The sequence below is a fragment of the Thalassotalea sp. Sam97 genome (assembly GCF_041379765.1).
Taxonomy (GTDB): Bacteria; Pseudomonadota; Gammaproteobacteria; order Enterobacterales; family Alteromonadaceae; genus Thalassotalea_A; species Thalassotalea_A maritima.
On record NZ_CP166919.1, the window covers coordinates 1516030 to 1532784 of the forward strand.

Annotated in this window: 16 protein-coding genes; 13 read left to right on the forward strand and 3 right to left on the reverse strand. The window is 46.1% G+C overall.

The genetic code is table 11. The features are described from left to right. Nucleotides 1-120 precede the first annotated feature (120 nt). From ACAX20_RS06700 to ACAX20_RS06730, 7 genes are all read left to right on the forward strand, one after another. Nucleotides 121-1506: an MmgE/PrpD family protein gene (locus ACAX20_RS06700; protein ID WP_371189392.1), complete on the forward strand. Its 1386-nt coding sequence runs from the start codon at nucleotides 121-123 to the stop codon at nucleotides 1504-1506. Further along, nucleotides 1496-2878, forward strand: a complete 1383-nt coding sequence (locus ACAX20_RS06705; RefSeq protein ID WP_371189393.1) for an MmgE/PrpD family protein — start codon at nucleotides 1496-1498, stop codon at nucleotides 2876-2878. The genes ACAX20_RS06700 and ACAX20_RS06705 overlap by 11 nt, the downstream gene beginning before the upstream one ends. A 57-nt stretch (nucleotides 2879-2935) precedes the next feature. Continuing rightward, the gene (locus tag ACAX20_RS06710; RefSeq protein ID WP_371189395.1) at nucleotides 2936-4357 is read left to right on the forward strand and encodes a phenylacetate--CoA ligase family protein; all 1422 of its coding nucleotides are present in this window, start codon (nucleotides 2936-2938) and stop codon (nucleotides 4355-4357) included. A 22-nt stretch (nucleotides 4358-4379) separates the two neighbouring features. Next, the gene (locus ACAX20_RS06715) at nucleotides 4380-5747 is read left to right on the forward strand and encodes an amidase (RefSeq protein WP_371189396.1); all 1368 of its coding nucleotides are present in this window, start codon (nucleotides 4380-4382) and stop codon (nucleotides 5745-5747) included. A 25-nt stretch (nucleotides 5748-5772) separates the two neighbouring features. Continuing rightward, entirely contained in the window at nucleotides 5773-6933 is a 1161-nt protein-coding gene (locus ACAX20_RS06720; protein WP_371189397.1) for a CaiB/BaiF CoA transferase family protein, read from the forward strand. A gap of 190 nt (nucleotides 6934-7123) precedes the next feature. Continuing rightward, entirely contained in the window at nucleotides 7124-8083 is a 960-nt protein-coding gene (locus ACAX20_RS06725) for an alpha/beta fold hydrolase (RefSeq protein ID WP_371189398.1), read from the forward strand. Beyond that, on the forward strand, nucleotides 8083-9120 hold the full coding sequence (locus ACAX20_RS06730) for an alpha/beta hydrolase family protein (protein ID WP_371189400.1): 1038 nt from the start codon (nucleotides 8083-8085) through the stop codon (nucleotides 9118-9120). Before ACAX20_RS06725 ends, ACAX20_RS06730 begins: the two co-directional genes overlap by 1 nt. A gap of 58 nt (nucleotides 9121-9178) precedes the next feature. On the opposite strand, the gene ACAX20_RS06735 is transcribed toward ACAX20_RS06730, so the two are convergent. The 3 genes from ACAX20_RS06735 to ACAX20_RS06745 form a co-directional block, all read right to left on the reverse strand. Beyond that, nucleotides 9179-10021 (reverse strand): hypothetical protein, encoded by an 843-nt coding sequence (locus tag ACAX20_RS06735; protein ID WP_371189401.1) that lies wholly within the window; start codon nucleotides 10019-10021, stop codon nucleotides 9179-9181. A 115-nt stretch (nucleotides 10022-10136) separates the two neighbouring features. Continuing rightward, on the reverse strand, nucleotides 10137-10649 hold the full coding sequence (locus tag ACAX20_RS06740; protein ID WP_371189402.1) for a 3-isopropylmalate dehydratase: 513 nt from the start codon (nucleotides 10647-10649) through the stop codon (nucleotides 10137-10139). Nucleotides 10650-10657: 8 nt separating this feature from the next. Beyond that, a complete protein-coding gene (locus ACAX20_RS06745; RefSeq protein ID WP_371189404.1) occupies nucleotides 10658-11968 on the reverse strand; it encodes an aconitase/3-isopropylmalate dehydratase large subunit family protein in 1311 nt (436 codons plus the stop codon). Between the two features lie 188 nt (nucleotides 11969-12156). Between ACAX20_RS06745 and ACAX20_RS06750 the strand changes: the two genes are divergently transcribed. From ACAX20_RS06750 to ACAX20_RS06775, 6 genes are all read left to right on the forward strand, one after another. Then, nucleotides 12157-12915 carry an enoyl-CoA hydratase/isomerase family protein gene (locus tag ACAX20_RS06750; protein ID WP_371189405.1) on the forward strand — a complete coding sequence of 253 codons (759 nt, stop codon included), beginning with the start codon at nucleotides 12157-12159 and terminating at the stop codon, nucleotides 12913-12915. A 225-nt stretch (nucleotides 12916-13140) separates the two neighbouring features. Then, entirely contained in the window at nucleotides 13141-13890 is a 750-nt protein-coding gene (locus ACAX20_RS06755; protein WP_371189406.1) for a hypothetical protein, read from the forward strand. Further along, on the forward strand, nucleotides 13883-15073 hold the full coding sequence (locus tag ACAX20_RS06760) for a class I SAM-dependent methyltransferase (RefSeq protein WP_371189408.1): 1191 nt from the start codon (nucleotides 13883-13885) through the stop codon (nucleotides 15071-15073). Before ACAX20_RS06755 ends, ACAX20_RS06760 begins: the two co-directional genes overlap by 8 nt. Before the next feature lie 22 nt (nucleotides 15074-15095). Further along, nucleotides 15096-15455 (forward strand): hypothetical protein, encoded by a 360-nt coding sequence (locus tag ACAX20_RS06765; protein WP_371189409.1) that lies wholly within the window; start codon nucleotides 15096-15098, stop codon nucleotides 15453-15455. 133 nt (nucleotides 15456-15588) lie between these two features. After that, on the forward strand, nucleotides 15589-15897 hold the full coding sequence (locus tag ACAX20_RS06770; RefSeq protein ID WP_371189411.1) for an REDY-like protein HapK: 309 nt from the start codon (nucleotides 15589-15591) through the stop codon (nucleotides 15895-15897). Nucleotides 15898-15905: 8 nt separating this feature from the next. Continuing rightward, complete coding sequence (locus ACAX20_RS06775; RefSeq protein ID WP_371189412.1) at nucleotides 15906-16748, forward strand: SDR family NAD(P)-dependent oxidoreductase; 843 nt, start codon at nucleotides 15906-15908, stop codon at nucleotides 16746-16748. Nucleotides 16749-16755 lie beyond the last annotated feature (7 nt).

A 16755-nucleotide genomic window follows, 5' to 3' on the forward strand; every position in this document is an offset into this window, starting at 1 on the left:
ATAACATCTTGGATCTAAATTGATATTAGTCATTTATAAGCGGTTAAAAACGTGCGCATTCTTGCATCAGGCAAGGCTCAGACGATATGTTTACTATGAGCTTATTGATGGATGAAAAATGTGCCAACTCATGATGATAATCATACTCAATCTTTAACAGAGCAGCTGATATTTGAAACTTATCGTAAACCGGTATCTGATGATGACTTGCATCGCAGCGCGCAACATGTGCTGGACTTTCTGGGCTGTGCAGCCGCAGCGATGAACAGTGATGCGGCAAACAGTTATCGACAGCTTCTTAACGACAGTATATCCGGTCCTGTTAGCGCTGTTTTTTGTGGCCGTTATGAATTACAAGCCGGATTGTCGTTCAATGCTGCGATTGGTAACGTGCTGGAGATGGATGATATCCATCGAAGTTCTACTCTTCATCCTGGACCTGTGATCATACCGGCCGCGTTAGCGGTTGCCCAGTGGCAAAAGGCAAGCATGAGCGATTTTCTTGTCGCCATCATTAAAGGTTATGAGCTTACGATTCGTCTCGGCCAATCGATAGGTCGTAGCCATTATCAATATTTTCATAATACGTCGACCTGTGCGAGTTTGGGCGCCGCGTATAGTGCCGCGCTGTTATTAAAACTCTCGCCGGCACAGTGTGTTGCTGCGGTGGGCAATGCAGGCTCTCGCACGGGTGGTGTCTGGCAAATGCGTCATGAATCGGTCATGACTAAACAGTGGCACAATAGTGAAGCGGCCAAAAGCGGCGTTAATGCGGCGGTAATGGCACGCTACGGTGTTACCGGACCGGCGTTTATTCTTGAGGGAGAGCAAGGGCTCTTTCAGGCTATGAGTCATGACGCGGATACCACAATGTTTATGCGCAGCTATGCTCATTGGTTGATCCATGAGGTAAGCTTTAAACCGTGGCCAGCATGTCGGCATGCTCACCCTGCTATTGATGTGTGCCAGCAAGTACTAAGGCAATTAAAGCACCAAGGACAGAGCGTTAATGCTCTTGATATTGAAGCAATCGATATCGACACCTATCAAGACGCAATAACCTTTTGTGATCGTCGTATTATTGAATGTGAAACGCATGCTAAGTTTTCTATTCAACATGCTATTGCCGCCTTGATATTGTGTGGTGAGCCAGCATTGGCACACTATCAACAAGCCATTTACGATGACCCAAGAATCATTGCCTTACGTGAAAAAGTTCGCGTAGGATTGTCAGTCAATATTGAATCGGACTATCCAAATCATTATGGTGCGCGCTGCCAAATACGCTTGCTCGATGGTACCTCTTGTCAGGCTTACAGCAAAGATACGCTTGGTGATCCAGAGCGTCCGTTAACATCACATCAATTAACCAACAAAGCTTTGATGTTGCTCGCACATGGCAAGGTTGACGTCCAAACTGCCCGGCGGCTTGCAAGTCTAGACTGGTATCAGCATAGGGATTTAACGGCACTAACGGGTTTATTGGAGCCGAGTGATGAAAGCTAGTCGAACGCATGGTACTGCCACTGAGCGCCTATTTGATTATTTGCAACAGCTAACGTATAGCTCGCTACCAGCATCAACCTTAACCGCAGCGAAGTGTTTTATGTTGGACTCGATTGGTGTTGGCATCAGTGGCTCACGGGTTGATCGCGTTAGTGAAGTGAAAGCTGCTACGCATTTGTGGGGGCATGCAGAGCAGGCGCAGGTATGGACGACCGGCGAGTGGCTCCCCGCCACATCAGCAGCGCTGATAAATGCGTATCAAATCCACAACCAAGAATGGGATTGCCTACAAGAGGGGGCGGTGGTGCACCCAATGGCCACCATATTATCGGCGTTAATGGCCTTTGGTCAGCGTCACTCCGTGAGTGGCCAACAACTCGTGCTTGGTTTGGTCGCTGGCGTTGATATCGCTACCATTATTGGCCAGTCGGCGACATCGGCACTCAAGTTCTTTCGTCCCTCTGTATGTGGTTGTTTAGGCGCGAGTGCAGGTATTTGCGTGATGATGGGCATTAAAGGGGAGCGCTTAAAAAATGCTTTGGGGATTGCATACAGCCAACTTAGTGGCACGATGCAAGCGCATGTTGAGGGCTCGCCAACGCTGGCAATGCAAGTTGGTTTTAATGCACAAAATGCCATCATGGCGGTAGATATGGCCGAAGCAGGCTTTGCAGGGCCGCATGATATTCTCGAAGGACCGTTCGGTTACTTCTCATTATTTGAGGATGGCTATGATCTTGCGCCGTTTTTCACGCAGTTAGGTCAGCAATTTCAAATTGAAACATTAAGCCATAAACCTTTTCCAACAGGGCGTGCGGCGCATGGCACCATAGAAGCATTACAAACATTACAGCAACGTCATGGATTTAGTGCAGGTGATATTATGGCCGTTGAGGTATTAGCACCGCCTTTGGTTAACCGGCTCGTTAATCGACCGGTTTTAAATGATATGGATGTTAACTATGCCAAACTGTGCAATGGCTTCATAGGTGCGACAACGCTATTAACCGGTGGGGTCGGCGTTAACGATTTTGACAGCGAACATCGTCACGATGCTCAGCGCTTAGCGTTGGCGAAAAAATTTACCATGCAGCAAAACAGCATCGTAGACGCCAATGCCTTAGCACCCATTGAGGTTACCGTGCGACTAAATAATGGAGCTACGTATCAAATCGAGTTGAGACACATCTTAGGGCATCCGCAACACCCACTTACGATTGAGCAACAGTTGGAAAAATTTCATCGCGCCTGTGCAAGTGCACAAAGGCCATTTACGTCCCAACAAATCGATAAATTGATAAATAGCATAGACGCCATCGAGCAAATCCCGAATATTAACAACGTGATAAAGCAAATGGTCGGTGAGCTGTGACAGTAGATGTTCAGACAGCACAGACCACAATCTCTGATGACAAACAAGAGTGATGAAATGACTTGCTATCCGACCTACCTTGAATGTATTGATATTGAGCAATTACTTGAGGACTATCCGCTAGACGATACTTTTTTGCAACGCTTTCAACAGATGAGCAGAGCGCAATTAGTAGAGCTACAAAATCAACGATTTATGCAAGTGGTAGAACGCGCATGGCAAATCCCATTTTACCAACGAATATGGGGCGAGGCTGGTGTCACGCCACATGATATACAATCATTGCAAGATATTGAAAAGCTGCCGTTGATCAGTAAGTCAGATATCATGGCTAGCGTTGAACAGTTTCCGCCATTTGGCGATTTTCATGGTCTTGATGACATACCTAGATCGCAACGGCCGCCGGTGGTGTTTCATACAACCAGTGGCACCACTGGCACACCACAACCTTTGCTATTTGGCCCTAAAAGCCGGGAAATTCAATCGTTATTGGTGGCGAGATCTTATCGTTTTATGGGTTTGCCAGCGGCGGCAACGATTCAAAGCTGTTATGGCCATGGCATGGTTAATGGCGGCCACTATATTCGTGAAGCCATCACCCATTACACCAACTCGATATTATTAACGGCCGGTACCGGCATTGAAACGCGCTCAATCCAACAAGTGCAGTTAATGAAAACCTTTGGTGTTAATGTGTTGGTCGGTTTTGTCGATTACATTATGCGGTTAGCGGACGAAGCGAGAGCACAAGGGCTAGAGCCTGGTAAAGATATCTGTATTGACATGATCATTGGCCATTTTGGCATGGAATCTCGTCAAGCCATCGCTGATGCGTGGGGTAACCCGAAAACGTTCGACTGGTACGGTGTTGGTGATACTGGCTGTATTGCTGCCGAAGGGCCTGATAATGACGGTATGTATGTGTGGGAGGACGCGCATTATTTGGAATTACTCGACCCTAACGATAACAGTCCTGTTAGCCCCGGTATGCCAGGGAATATGGTGGTGACGTGCTTGTATAAAGATGATGTATATCCAATTATCCGTTTTAACACTTGTGACATCAGCGAAGAAATCGTCGGAGCCAATCAATTTAACTTACCGTTTCGCCGCATCCGCGGTTTTATGGGGCGCAGCGATAATATGGTTAAATTGCGCGGCATCAATATTTATCCTCAGGCAATTGGTCCTATCTTATCAGCCATGCCAGACTTTATAGGCGAGTATGTGTGTGAGGTGGTTCGCGATGCCACAGGGCGAGATGATTTAATTGTTCATATTGAAGTTGCAAACACAGAGAATACAAAGGACTCATTGGTAGAGCGCTATCGAACGCTATTAAAACAAAAACTCGGTGTTATGGTACAAGTTAGACTTCATGGCGCAGGTCAATTGGCGTCACTGACACAAGTAGACGTTAAGCAAAAGCCGATCCGGTTGATTGATAACCGTTCTGTCGATGTTAAATCGACCGAATAGGTTATTATGAATTAGGTACGTTATGGATATTGATGTTGAATTGTTGTTTGCTGATTTAAGCGAACAAATTGCCACAGTGCGACAAGGTAAGATTGCTAGCCAACAGTTATTTGCTATGCAATGTGCGTATAACGAACAACTCAACGCCCACATTAATGCCTATATTTCGTTAGCCTCAGGAGATGAAGCCACCGCCAAAGTTTCAGCGACAGATATTACCGAACGTACCTTGGCGGGCGTTGCCATTGCAGTTAAAGACAACATTGATATTGCAGGATCGGTTACTACCGCTGGGTTAGGGATCTTTCGACAAAACATGGCGCAGCACGACGCTATTGTATGTCAACGGTTACGCCATCATGGTGCGCGTTATAGTGGCAAACTCAATTTGCATGAAGGCGCGCTCGGTGCAACCAATCATAATACGCATTATGGTCATTGTTACAATCCTCACGATCTGCAACGAACACCAGGGGGCTCATCTGGTGGCAGTGGTGCCGCTGTTGCAAGCGGTATGGCGGCGTTGGCGTTAGGGACAGATACGATGGGTTCAGTGCGCATTCCTGCCTCATATTGCGGGGTATTTGGCTTTAAGCCAAGTCACGGCGCTGTGCCGAATTTGGGCAGTGTGCCTTGTGCGCCGCAATTGGACACCATTGGTCCATTGGCACGAAGTGCCAAAGATATCAGTTTGGCGTTTGAATTAATGCAAGGGGTTGCTCACCAAGATGCTAGCTCACAATCAATAGATTATCTTACCAGTAACAAACCCTTGACGTTATTGGTTCCAGAGGATCTGTCACATTGGCGTGTTGTTGATGATATCCAACGCGATTTTTACCGCAATGTATTAGCTTTCAAAGATATAGGCTGTCAAATAAAGTACATTGACATGACTGACTTTGATTTGAGCCAAGCAAGACGAGCCGGGTTATTGATTTGTGAAGCAAACATGCGTCATTACTATCAAGATTCATGGCGAGAAAGGCGAGACGAGTTTTCGCCTTACTTGCAGCGTTTACTGGCCTATGTTGACACAAAAACACCCGTCGATTTGATTGATGCCGAGCAATGGTTTGCACGGGCACGAGTCTGGCTAGGTACGATTTTTAGTAAAGGCGATATGCTATTGATGCCAACAACACCACAACGTGCCTTTATGATGACGAGTGATATCCCAGCGAATCAAGCAGATTTGAGTTGTTTGGCTAATTTTACTGGGGTGCCAGCACTGTCGATACCCATGATATCCGATAACCCATTGCCTGCGGGAATGCAGCTGATAGCGCCTTTTGCAGGCGACCGGCAGTTGCTGTCTCTTGCTGATCGCTGGCAAGAGCACACGGGGTTTTCGTGCTCAATACCTAAAGACGTTTTAACGTTGATCTAGTAGATTATCAATAAGGTGAAATGCTATGGCGGGACCACTAACGGACATTAACGTACTGGATTTGACACGTATATTGGCCGGTCCATGGGCGACACAAGTGCTGGCCGATTATGGTGCTACGGTATGGAAAATAGAGCGCCCTCATGTTGGCGATGATACCCGTCAATGGGGCCCGCCATATATTAAGGATCAAGCGGGAGAGAATACTCAAGAATCGGCATATTACGTTGCTGCAAACCGCAATAAGCAGTCGTTTGCGATTGATATTAAAACTGAGCAGGGGCAACAAGTCATCTATGAAATGGTAAAAAATGCCGATATTTTTATCGAGAATTATAAAGTGGGTGGACTGCAAGCCTATGGTTTGGACTACAAGGCGGTCAAAGCGATTAACCCAAACATTATTTATTGCTCTATTACCGGCTTTGGCCAGACAGGCCCTTATGCCGATAAAGCCGGCTACGATGCGATGATCCAGGCGCTTGGCGGTTTAATGAGTGTCACCGGAGAAAGTGATCAGCACCCTGCTGGTGGGCCACAAAAAGTCGGGGTAGCGGTGTCCGATTTGATGACAGGTATGTATGCGGTATCGGCGATTTTGGCGGCATTACACCACAGATCACTAACGGGGCAGGGCCAATACATCGATCTTGCCTTGTTTGATACGCAAGTCGCTTGGCTTGCTAATCAAGCCAGTAATTATCTTATATCTGGCGAGGTACCTGAGCGTCTTGGCAGTGCACATCCTAATATTGCCCCGTATCAAGTCGTGAAAGTGGCTGGTGGGCATATGATGTTAGCCGTCGGTAATGATCGACAATTTCAGGCGTTATGTCAGATCTTAGGCACACCAGAGTTGGCAAAGGATAAAGATTATTCGAGTAATGCACAGCGAGTGCGTCATCGTGATGTGTTAATCAATCGGCTTGAAGCAATATTACTAACTCATGATTGTCAGCATTGGTTGGCACAGCTAGCTAAGGTAAACGTGCCTTGTGCGCCAATCAATCGTCTGGATACCGTGTTTGCCGATCCGCAGATACAACATCGACAAATGCTATTTGAGCTGCCTCATCCTAAAGGGGGCATGGTGCCACAGGTTGCCAATCCGGTAAAATTCTCCGAAACACCGATAGAATACCATCACCTAGCACCGATGTTAAATCAACACGACGAAACGGAGTAATACCTTAATAAACTGATATTTATCAATTTTATTGTTGTCATATAGCATCGATTTGATGATAACTGTCGTTACAATAAGTAAGATTTGCTCGCCAGGCGCTTACTGACTTGATGTGACAGGCTTTGTATTACGAGCTAAGCGTTACAGACTATGCGTTTTCAGGCTAAACGATACGGAATGGGGGATATTTGTGCTCTATTATGTTGGAACATTAATAAAGTGGCTTTTATTGTCATTGCTGATCATCATCGTTAGTTATTGTACATGGGTTTTGATAGCGTTTCGCGATATTCCTGTACAACAATTAGAAAAGCAATATGGTGGCGGTAACTTGCAACGAGTGGTAATCGATGGTGTCGATCTACGGTACAAGGTGGAAGGGCAAGGACCGGCGTTGGTGCTCATTCATTCGCATTTTTATTCAATGCGTCAATGGCAGCCTTGGGTTGACACACTCAGCAATGATTTTACCGTGATCCGCTATGATTTGACCAGCCATGGTCTTACTGGGCCAGATCCAAGCGATGACTATTCCCGAGCAAGAGGCGCATCGTTACTGACCAAATTGCTTGCTCAGCTAAACATTCATCAAGCACACATTGTTGGCTCATCAACAGGCGGCGGCATTGCGTACCATTTCGCCGCGAATCACCCCGACAAAACTCTCAGTTTAACGTTGATCAACACACCGGGCATGCCTAAGGTAGCTAATAAATACATGGATACTGAGTTGCCATCGTGGGGAGGATATCTACTGTATCTGCTGCCTGAGTCGTTATTCAAGCCCTTTTTGCAAGCCCCGGTGATTGATAAGTCGTTAATTGATGATGCCATGGTCGAGGAGTTCCATCATATGTATCGACGAGAAGGTAATCGCCTAGCAGAGTATCGTCGTCTGCAACAATATGATAAATCTGATGTGACGCCTTTGCTTAAGAATATTACGGCGCCAACACTGTTGATGTGGGGCGCAGATAACCCACAACTGCCGGTCGCTCATGTGAGCGAGTTTGCAGAAAAGCTGGTTAATACCAAAACACTAGAACGCATTATTTATCCTGAAACTGGACATGTTATCCCACTTGAGCGCCCGTATCGTTCCGCTAAGGACACCAAAGCGTTTATTGACCGAGTAACAGGGCGATTATAATGAGCGTTTGGCAACGAATCATGGGTATTGTCGGTTCAATCGCATTGTTACTGACGTCACTAAGTGGTTGTAACGACGCGATCAGCTTACCACAGGCACAGCCTTTGTCGGCAAGCTCAGAACAACTTATGGCGATCCCCTTTATTGATAAAGGCCCTTATCAGGTGATTATTAACCGTGATGTTACGCTCCATAATCCTGATCTCCAGCGCGATTTAGATATCAGCGCATTTTATCCTGAGCAAGGACAACAGTTTCCGCTGGTTATTTTCTCACCTGGTTTTGTTGCCCACAAAGACACTTACGATAATGTTATCGCTTATTGGGTAAGTCACGGCTTTGTCGTTCTCGCCGTTAACCATCAAGACTGTTGTAGCATGGTGTCTGGCATTATAAAGAGCATGTGGTTTGGCAATTTTGGTTTGGTAGAGCAACGTGTTAACGATGTTCGCTTTTTACAACAATCGTTAGCTGAACTTGTCAGTCAGTACCCATTTTTGCAAAACAAATTCGATGCCGAGAACTTGGCGATTGCGGGCCACTCATTTGGTGGTTTCACCGCACAACTGTTTGCAGGCGCGGGAACCTATAACCCAGATGATGAACGTTATCACTACATTGCCATAGATAACGTCAAAGCGGTGTTGGCCATTTCCCCCCCTGGGCCGATGTTTGATGTGATCACAGACAAAAGTTGGCAAAAATTGAGTCTGCCGACATTCATCAGTACTGGTACATGGGATGTTGATGGACGTTTTTTTAAAACCTGGCAAGTGCATAATATGTCGTTTGACACGGCCTTGCCAGGTGATAAATACTCATTAGTAACGCAAGGGGCTGATCATTATTTTGGCAACTTGATTTGTCGCCCAGAACGAGAAGAGTTACCACAGCATGATGCGTTGCGCATGCTCAATGCAACGTCGACGTTATTTCTAAAAAGCTATCTGACCGATGAAGTTGTGAGCAAGCAGCAGTTACAAACCCTAGATTTAGGTGGGGTTACTAACGGCTTTAGCACGTTAACACGGCGTTAGTGTTTCGGTGAGTTACTTAGAGTTGATGAGGCTTTATAAATGGCGCCTATAGCAAATATCAATACCGCGCCTCAATAAATTCAATCCACTCTCCTGCCGTACCTTGTACAAACAGCGCACGGCAATTATCGCAATAATGACCTTGATAATGATTATCTAGGTCGATAATAGGGCGGTCTAACTTTTCACTCAGTAGCTCAATATCTTCAGTAGCAATGGTCACCATGGCGATACCGCTTGGCAAACGAGTGTCAGAGAGCGATGATAATTGTTCATCGCTGATTTCGTCTATTTCGAGTAATGTTTGCCCTTTTAATTGTAATGTCGCTACCGGGTACTGGTGCTCAAGCGGGTTGTTTCTTGCTTTGCTTAACGCGGTAATCTTGGTATCAAACATGAGACCTTGATCGGCATCGTGTAACCGTTGATAAAAGCCTAAGGTATGCTCTCGGTTAGTGGTTGCAAGAACCGGGATAAACAAGTCGCCGATGTCCGCTTCGGTCATGGGCAGTTCGAACGGGGGCACAGGGGAATCGATTTGTGTCAAATACAACACTTCACCCATCGGCCCTTGCACCTGCATTGCTTTTATTGCGTTACTCAATTGCAAATAGGCAGGTGGACTAATGATCTCAAAACCAGAGGTTAATCGCTTGGCAATAGCATCAACATCGCGAACATTAATTTCGAGGCTCATCCAACCCGGTCGAAGCAGAGCATTATCATAAGGTGCGTGTTTATCTTCAACCAGTCGCAACCATGAATGACCATTGCTGGCGGCTAAAATATGCATGCGATTACCCGCGAGGTTGGGTTGCTGCCAAAACATCGCTTGTTGTGGTGATACCACAAGGGCTTGTACCAGTTGAAAGCCAAGTTGCTGGCTGTAGGTCTGGCTCATGTGCTCTATGTTATTACAACATAATGTTGCGCCTAAAACGGGGCCGAGTTGTCTGTTTGTTTTGCACATAGATTACGTCCGCTAATGAGTTACTATGTTGAGAGCTGAGACGGAATCATAGAGTGATTTTTTTGTCCAGATCTAATGTTGTTTTTAGATAAGGAATCAATCCACCTGCATCGATAATGGTTAATAACTTTGGCGCCATGGGCTCACACGCAAAGCTTTGCGCGAGTGTACGGTTGTTTATTCTAGCGTTTGCCACGTTGACGGCAATAGAGTGACCTTGCTCGATGGCGGACAAGGTAGGGCATATCAACACGGGTAGACCAAGATTAATGGCATTACGATAAAAAATTCTCGCACAGGATTTTACCACGACGGCAGCGATGCCCAACTCAAGTAATGCCTGTACGGCTTGCTCTCTTGACGAGCCAATACCAAAAGCATGGCCAGCGATAAGGATATCACCCGGTTTAACTCGTTTGGCAAACCTTGGGTCGATAGCCTCTAAGCAATGCTGCGCAAGTTTTTCAATCGGTGCTTTCATGTAGGCACCTGGTGCCAATAAATCGGTATCGATATTATCACCGTAAACCCAAGCGTTACCGTGTTTTTCAATATTCATATGACTTCCTATTGCCGTGCGATTGGATCGCCCTCGATTGCTGGTGTATCAATGTACGGTCGTGGATCGGCAAGCTTCCCTGCAATGGCGCTGGCGGCCACTGTATAAGGCGAGCCAAGATACACATTGGATTGTGGCGAGCCCATTCGGCCTTTAAAGTTACGTGATGTTGACGAGATGCAATTTTCACCGGATGCTATCGCCCCCGCGCCCATTCCCGCGCATGCACCGCAACCGCTAGGCAGTAAAATCGCCCCCGCTTCAGTTAAAGTCGCCAAGGTACCGTCTTTTGTGGCTAACTCGGTTGTTTTTACTGTCGCCGGTGCCACCAATAACCGTGTGCCAGCTGCTACCTTGCGCCCCTTGAGCACTTGAGCAGCCATGTGTAAATCCGATAACTTAGCACCAGTGCAGGCGCCGATGTAGGCTTGTTGAATGTCAACCGAATCTATGGCGTTAATGGCATGGGTATTTTGTGGGCTGTGGGGGGCGGCGATTTGTGGCTCAAGCGTTGTGACATCAAGGTCAATAACCGCATCGTATACCGCGTGCTCATCTGACTGCCACTCAAGTAAACGTTCATCACAGGCCTTACCCAGATCCCGAAGCCATGACAAGGTTGTTTCATCTGCACCAATTACCGCAGTTTTTGCGCCAAGCTCGGCTGACATATTACATAACACCATACGCTCAAACATCGGCATTTGACGAACGGTAGAGCCGGAAAACTCAAGGACTTTGTAATCATTGTTATTGCCGAGTTGTTTGCATAAATAGAGCATGATGTCTTTGGCACTACAACCTTTGGGCATTATGCCGTCGAGATTAATGCGAATGGTTTTTGGGACTTTGATCCAAATTTCACTGGTAGCCAGTACACCGGTCATTTCGGTTGCGCCGATGCCGACCATAAACGTTGAAAACGCGCCACCTGTTGGCGAGTGAGAGTCTCCACCGACAAGAAACATGCCGGGTTGTAAATGCCCCTGTTGCGGTAACATGACATGACAGATCCCTTGCATATCATAAAAATGATCAATGTTGTTGTCGCTCGCCCAGCGGCGCGTTAAAGCCAATATCTCGGCACTGTCCGCATCAGTCGCGGGCACGTAATGATCGCTGACTAACACCACTTTACTGGGATCAAAGACGTTGACGCCTAACTCATGCAAGCGAGGTTGTACACGTCTGGGCCCAGAGGAGTCATGCATAAGCACTAAATCGACTTGACAGGTAACGATTTCACCTTCGACAACCGTGGCTTTACCACAGGCTTTTGCAATCAACTTTTGCGCTAAGGTTTGTGGGGTATAGGTCATAATTTGTTCCTAATCATCCGTCAAAATTGCCTATTATCAATTACTTATTTTATCTTTGTGGGATATATGTATGGCCTGTGCTTAAATCAAAATGTGCTTTCACTGTGAACTCGCTTTCGGGTTACTGTGCGGTTTCACTAAGTCATCAATGTAGCGTGTATCGCTCTAAATTTTAATGATAAATGTCAATGGTTAAGCTAGAACTCAACAAACGTAAGCAACATATCATCGCCACCATCATGATTGATCGCTCTGAAAAGCGTAATGCGTTTACCGAGCAAATGTGGTTGCAACTCCATCAGATTTGTGTGCGACTAAAACAAGACATCAAACCGCATGTGGCCGTGATCCAAGCGTCTGGTGAGCAGGCGTTTTGTGCAGGCGCTGATATTAGCGAGTTACATACCATGATTGGTGACAGCGGACGAATAAGCGCGCATAACCAGCTGATCCAAGATGCACAGATGGCATTACAAACACTTGATTGTGCAACGCTGGCGATGATTAACGGTGATTGTATTGGTGGCGGCGTCGGGATTGCTTTAGCATGTGACTTTCGTGTCGCGGTTACGCACGCCACATTTGCCATTACCCCCGCAAAGTTGGGGTTGTTGTACTCGTTAAATGATACCCGACGTTTGATTGCGCATGTGGGTATCGCTCGTGCTAAGCAATTATTGCTCCTCAGTCAAAAAATCAATGCGCAACAGGCCGTAGAGTGGGGCATGTTGAATGATGTAGTGAGCAGTAAAAGCCTTGCTCTGATCAAGCAGAAGTATATCGACCAGTTAGCAAAGGTTAGTGGACATGCCATCAGTGGTATAAAACAAACAATCCGTCATTTATATGATCAACAATCGGACGAATTACATCTTCGGGAATTATTTAGCCAAGCGTTCGACAGCGACGACTTTCATCAAGCGGCGAGCCAGTTTATCCAAAAATAATGTCATAAAACGTCTCTGTGGTTAGAGCTGAGAGATTAAATAATCGGGGTTAAGCGATCAAAGGTTAGTGTCTCGAATTGACATAAATCATAGCGAGATTATGTGAGTCACGTGAAGATAGAGAAAAGGTCAACAGACGCTCGTTCGAACAATTAGCGTCTGATCGTTAATAGTAACCATGACATAGTGACGACTAAATAGTGGTGGTAGCGGGGATTAATTATCATGCAAAGAACCATTCGTGGCACGATTGCCTATACCAGCCATCAGCCAGAACGTTATGGCCAACACCGAGGTCGGGAATTCTTTACCCTGACGCAACAAGTTGATGGTACACAAGTTCTGCACGCGCATTGTGAAATAGACGACCAACCGAATGTTATTCGCGATGTGATGCTCGCCATGGATGCCGATGCCAGCCCGATTGATTGTTCGGTGAGACTGTCGGTGGGAAATGCCTATGAGGGCTCTGCGTGGATGCGTTTTGCCAAACATTATGTTGAGTGTGAGAGTCATAATCAACGCGATGGCCGAATAACACAGCGTGTCGACATCGATGAGCCGGTAAAGTGGCTACAAGCCCATCCCATTGTTGGTGATGCAATATTAATGAAGTTGTATGATGTCTCTAATGGACCAGGAAAAACATTTTTCCCCAATATTTTTTTAACCTCACCAGATCACCGCGGAGCGACTGGTCCTATGTTGTTTAAAACGGGCTTTGGTATTCGTTATGTGGGGTTGGATACGATCACGGTTGGTGCAGGAACCTTTGCAGCCCGTCACTTTCAAATTGTCGATACCGCTGGTAACTTGCCTGAAGAGCACCCGCCTTACGATCTTTGGTGTACCGCAGATGATGATTACTTATTTTTAAAAGCGCGTGTTGAAGGCTACATGATGACCCACTATGAGTTAATGGATTATCAGATCATCCAAGGAGAGCTAAACAAGGGGGAGCTAAATTATGACTAAACCTTTACCGTCATGGACGACCCTCAACAAACACCAAGTCTTTGCAAATGGTTGCCACGATGATGTGGCTCGCATGGACTTTCTTACCCATTTGAATGCGTACCTTGGCGCAAACGTTTTGCCCGGGGTTAAAACAGCCTATCAACAGCAAGTGTTGCCGGCGTATATTGCCGAACACGGTCATGAGCCTCGCGATCGTCATGAAATCCGTAATGCGATGTTAAACAACAGTTATTTTCAATTTTGGAGTGCATTGCGTCGCAATACCATGGAAATGCGTCATCAAGCAGGCCGTGCGCAAGTGCTTGGGCAAATAGAAGCCTTGATGGCAAAGGTTACTCACTATACAGAGCATGTTGATGGTTTGCAGCTCGATGGCAGCGTAGCCATTCCTGACAATATCGGTTTGGTTGATATTCATTGTCAACCGGGTTGTTATTACCAAGAGTATTTCCCAGATGACATCACCGTCGCTGCAAGTTATGACCTAGGGCTATTTGTGACCACTGCAGGTTTGCTAGGCTCGCTTAACGATGGTGGTGGTCAAGCGATTTGTCGTTATCTTAGTCAACAGTTTCCCGATTTTTCTCCAAAAAAGATCCTCGATATTGGCTGTACCATCGGTCATAACATTGTGCCCATTGCACAAGCTTTTCCAGATGCCGAAGTGATTGCCGTGGATGTGGCTCGCCCGTGTTTGCGTTATGGTCATGCCAGAGCAAAAGCATTAGGCGTAAACAACATCACCTTTGTTCAAGCCAATGCTGAAGATCTTTCGATGTTTGATGATCACAGTTTTGATTTGATCACCACGGCAATGTTTTGGCATGAAACATCGGCTAACGCCATGCCGGCTATTTTTAAAAGCATTTATCGATTATTAAAACCTGGTGGATTGACGTTGCATTTGGAGCAACCGCAATATCTAGGAATGGATGTTTATGAGCAGTTTATTCGCGATTGGGATACCTATTTCAATAACGAGCCATATTGGGGCCCGATGCATGATCTGGACTTGCAACAGGTGGTGAGTCAAGCAGGTTTTCATGGCGATGATTTATTTCAAGCGAAGATGGTGTCACTAGTCGATGAGCAAATTTATGGCAAACGCGAGCATGGCGAACAAGGTGAGGACTATGGTCGAGCACCGGTATGGAATGGGTTTGGCATATGGAAACAATAATGGCAACAAAAGGGGCACTAATATGCTTGATGATGAGCGAATAAAGCTTGCAAACACCAAGGCTAAAGGCAAACGCCCGTACTTTTTAGAAGATAAACAAACCGAGCAGGTGCTATCGATAGCCATGAGTTTAGCGATGGAGCTCAATGTAGTTAGACAACGCACAGCAACGCTGGAGTGTCTCCTTATTGAAAAAGGTGTTTTGTCACAAGGGGAAGTTGACGGGTTTATCGCCGAGCGAGACGAAGCCGAAAAACGCAGCATAGACACTCAACAATATCTTGCCCGTATCTTACGTATTGTCAGCCAAGAAGAGCAAGAGATGCAAAATAATGATGATGACATAAGTACGATTCAACAGAAATTAATGCGCCGAACGTAAGCGGTACAATTGTTACTAACAATTTGTTGCCGTTGTTTTTATGGGCGTCATCAGTTGGATTGGCAAATATCAATTACAAGCGTGATACGAGTGCCTAATATGATTGTAAAGCAATGTGATAGGTAGAGAACAAATGACAACAATCGTCGTGCTGTTTAATTTAAAAGATGGAGTAAGTGAAGCGGATTACCAACAATGGGCTAAAGAAACCGATTTACCGACCGCAGGGGCTTTGCCATCGGTAGACAGTTTTGAGGTTTTACGTAGCCAAGGGCTACTTATGTCGGATATGACGCCACCGTATCAATACATTGAAATTCTCAAAGTGAACGATATGGCGACATTTGCGAAGGATGTTTCCAGTGATGTGATGACAAGAGTCAGTGCTGAGTTTCAGCATTTCGCTGACAATCCCATGTTTATCCTTTGCGAATCGCTCTAGGAGCATTTATGTCACTGTACCCAGAACTCGAGAATAAAGTGGTGGTGATCACCGGTGCCGGTCGTCATCAGGGACTTGGCGAAGCAATGGCAAAACGCCTTGCCGAAGAAGGCTGTAGGGTTGTGATCACTGACGTTGGCCATGCAAGTGGCGAATATATGCCTGAGTCGGCCATTGGCACGACTCAAGAAATGGAACAGATCGTGGCCAAAATCAGACAAGCGGGTGGGGAAGCGGTTGCATATCATTGCAATGTTTTAGATGCCGAAGAACTCAAAGCAACCGTTCAATTTGCGGTCGATACTTATGGCGCTATTGATATTTGGATAAATAATGCCGGTATTGGCTATTTGATGAAACCTATTTTGGATATGGAGGTGAATGAATGGGATACGGTACTCAATGTCAATCTTAGAGGTACATTTTTAGGGATTAAATACGCCGCAGAACAAATGGTTAAGCAAGGACATGGCGGTAAAATTATTAACATTGGCTCGCAAGCATCTAAGTCAGCGTTTGCTCATGCGTCAGCGTACACCACCTCGAAACATGGTATGAATGGTCTTACCCGAGTTGCGGCGCAAGAATTGGGTCCTCATAACATTCACGTCAATCAAATCTGTCCTAATCATGTCACCACGGGGCTTGGCGCGTGGCAAAATCAGCATTTTAGTGAAGTTACTGGTAAAGGCTACGAGCAATATATGCAAGACATGCGTGATCGCATTCCATTAGGCCGACCCGGTTTACAACAAGATATTGCCAATACTTGTGCGTTTTTGTGCTCAGATCAAGCCTCATATATTACCGGCGAGTGCATGAATGTGTCAGGTGGCGAAGAGTATCATTAGCTTGGGA

Excerpts from the sequence above, each read along its gene's own strand:
- ACAX20_RS06705 (WP_371189393.1), top strand. The coding sequence starts at position 1,496 with ATGAAAGCTAGTCGAACGCATGGTACTGCCACTGAGCGCCTATTTGAT.
- ACAX20_RS06710 (WP_371189395.1), top strand. The coding sequence starts at position 2,936 with ATGACTTGCTATCCGACCTACCTTGAATGTATTGATATTGAGCAATTA.
- ACAX20_RS06715 (WP_371189396.1), top strand. The coding sequence starts at position 4,380 with ATGGATATTGATGTTGAATTGTTGTTTGCTGATTTAAGCGAACAAATT.
- ACAX20_RS06720 (WP_371189397.1), top strand. The coding sequence starts at position 5,773 with ATGGCGGGACCACTAACGGACATTAACGTACTGGATTTGACACGTATA.
- ACAX20_RS06730 (WP_371189400.1), top strand. The coding sequence starts at position 8,083 with ATGAGCGTTTGGCAACGAATCATGGGTATTGTCGGTTCAATCGCATTG.
- ACAX20_RS06735 (WP_371189401.1), bottom strand. The coding sequence starts at position 10,021 with ATGAGCCAGACCTACAGCCAGCAACTTGGCTTTCAACTGGTACAAGCC.
- ACAX20_RS06740 (WP_371189402.1), bottom strand. The coding sequence starts at position 10,649 with ATGAATATTGAAAAACACGGTAACGCTTGGGTTTACGGTGATAATATC.
- ACAX20_RS06745 (WP_371189404.1), bottom strand. The coding sequence starts at position 11,968 with ATGACCTATACCCCACAAACCTTAGCGCAAAAGTTGATTGCAAAAGCC.
- ACAX20_RS06750 (WP_371189405.1), top strand. The coding sequence starts at position 12,157 with ATGGTTAAGCTAGAACTCAACAAACGTAAGCAACATATCATCGCCACC.
- ACAX20_RS06755 (WP_371189406.1), top strand. The coding sequence starts at position 13,141 with ATGCAAAGAACCATTCGTGGCACGATTGCCTATACCAGCCATCAGCCA.
- ACAX20_RS06760 (WP_371189408.1), top strand. The coding sequence starts at position 13,883 with ATGACTAAACCTTTACCGTCATGGACGACCCTCAACAAACACCAAGTC.
- ACAX20_RS06765 (WP_371189409.1), top strand. The coding sequence starts at position 15,096 with ATGCTTGATGATGAGCGAATAAAGCTTGCAAACACCAAGGCTAAAGGC.
- ACAX20_RS06770 (WP_371189411.1), top strand. The coding sequence starts at position 15,589 with ATGACAACAATCGTCGTGCTGTTTAATTTAAAAGATGGAGTAAGTGAA.
- ACAX20_RS06775 (WP_371189412.1), top strand. The coding sequence starts at position 15,906 with ATGTCACTGTACCCAGAACTCGAGAATAAAGTGGTGGTGATCACCGGT.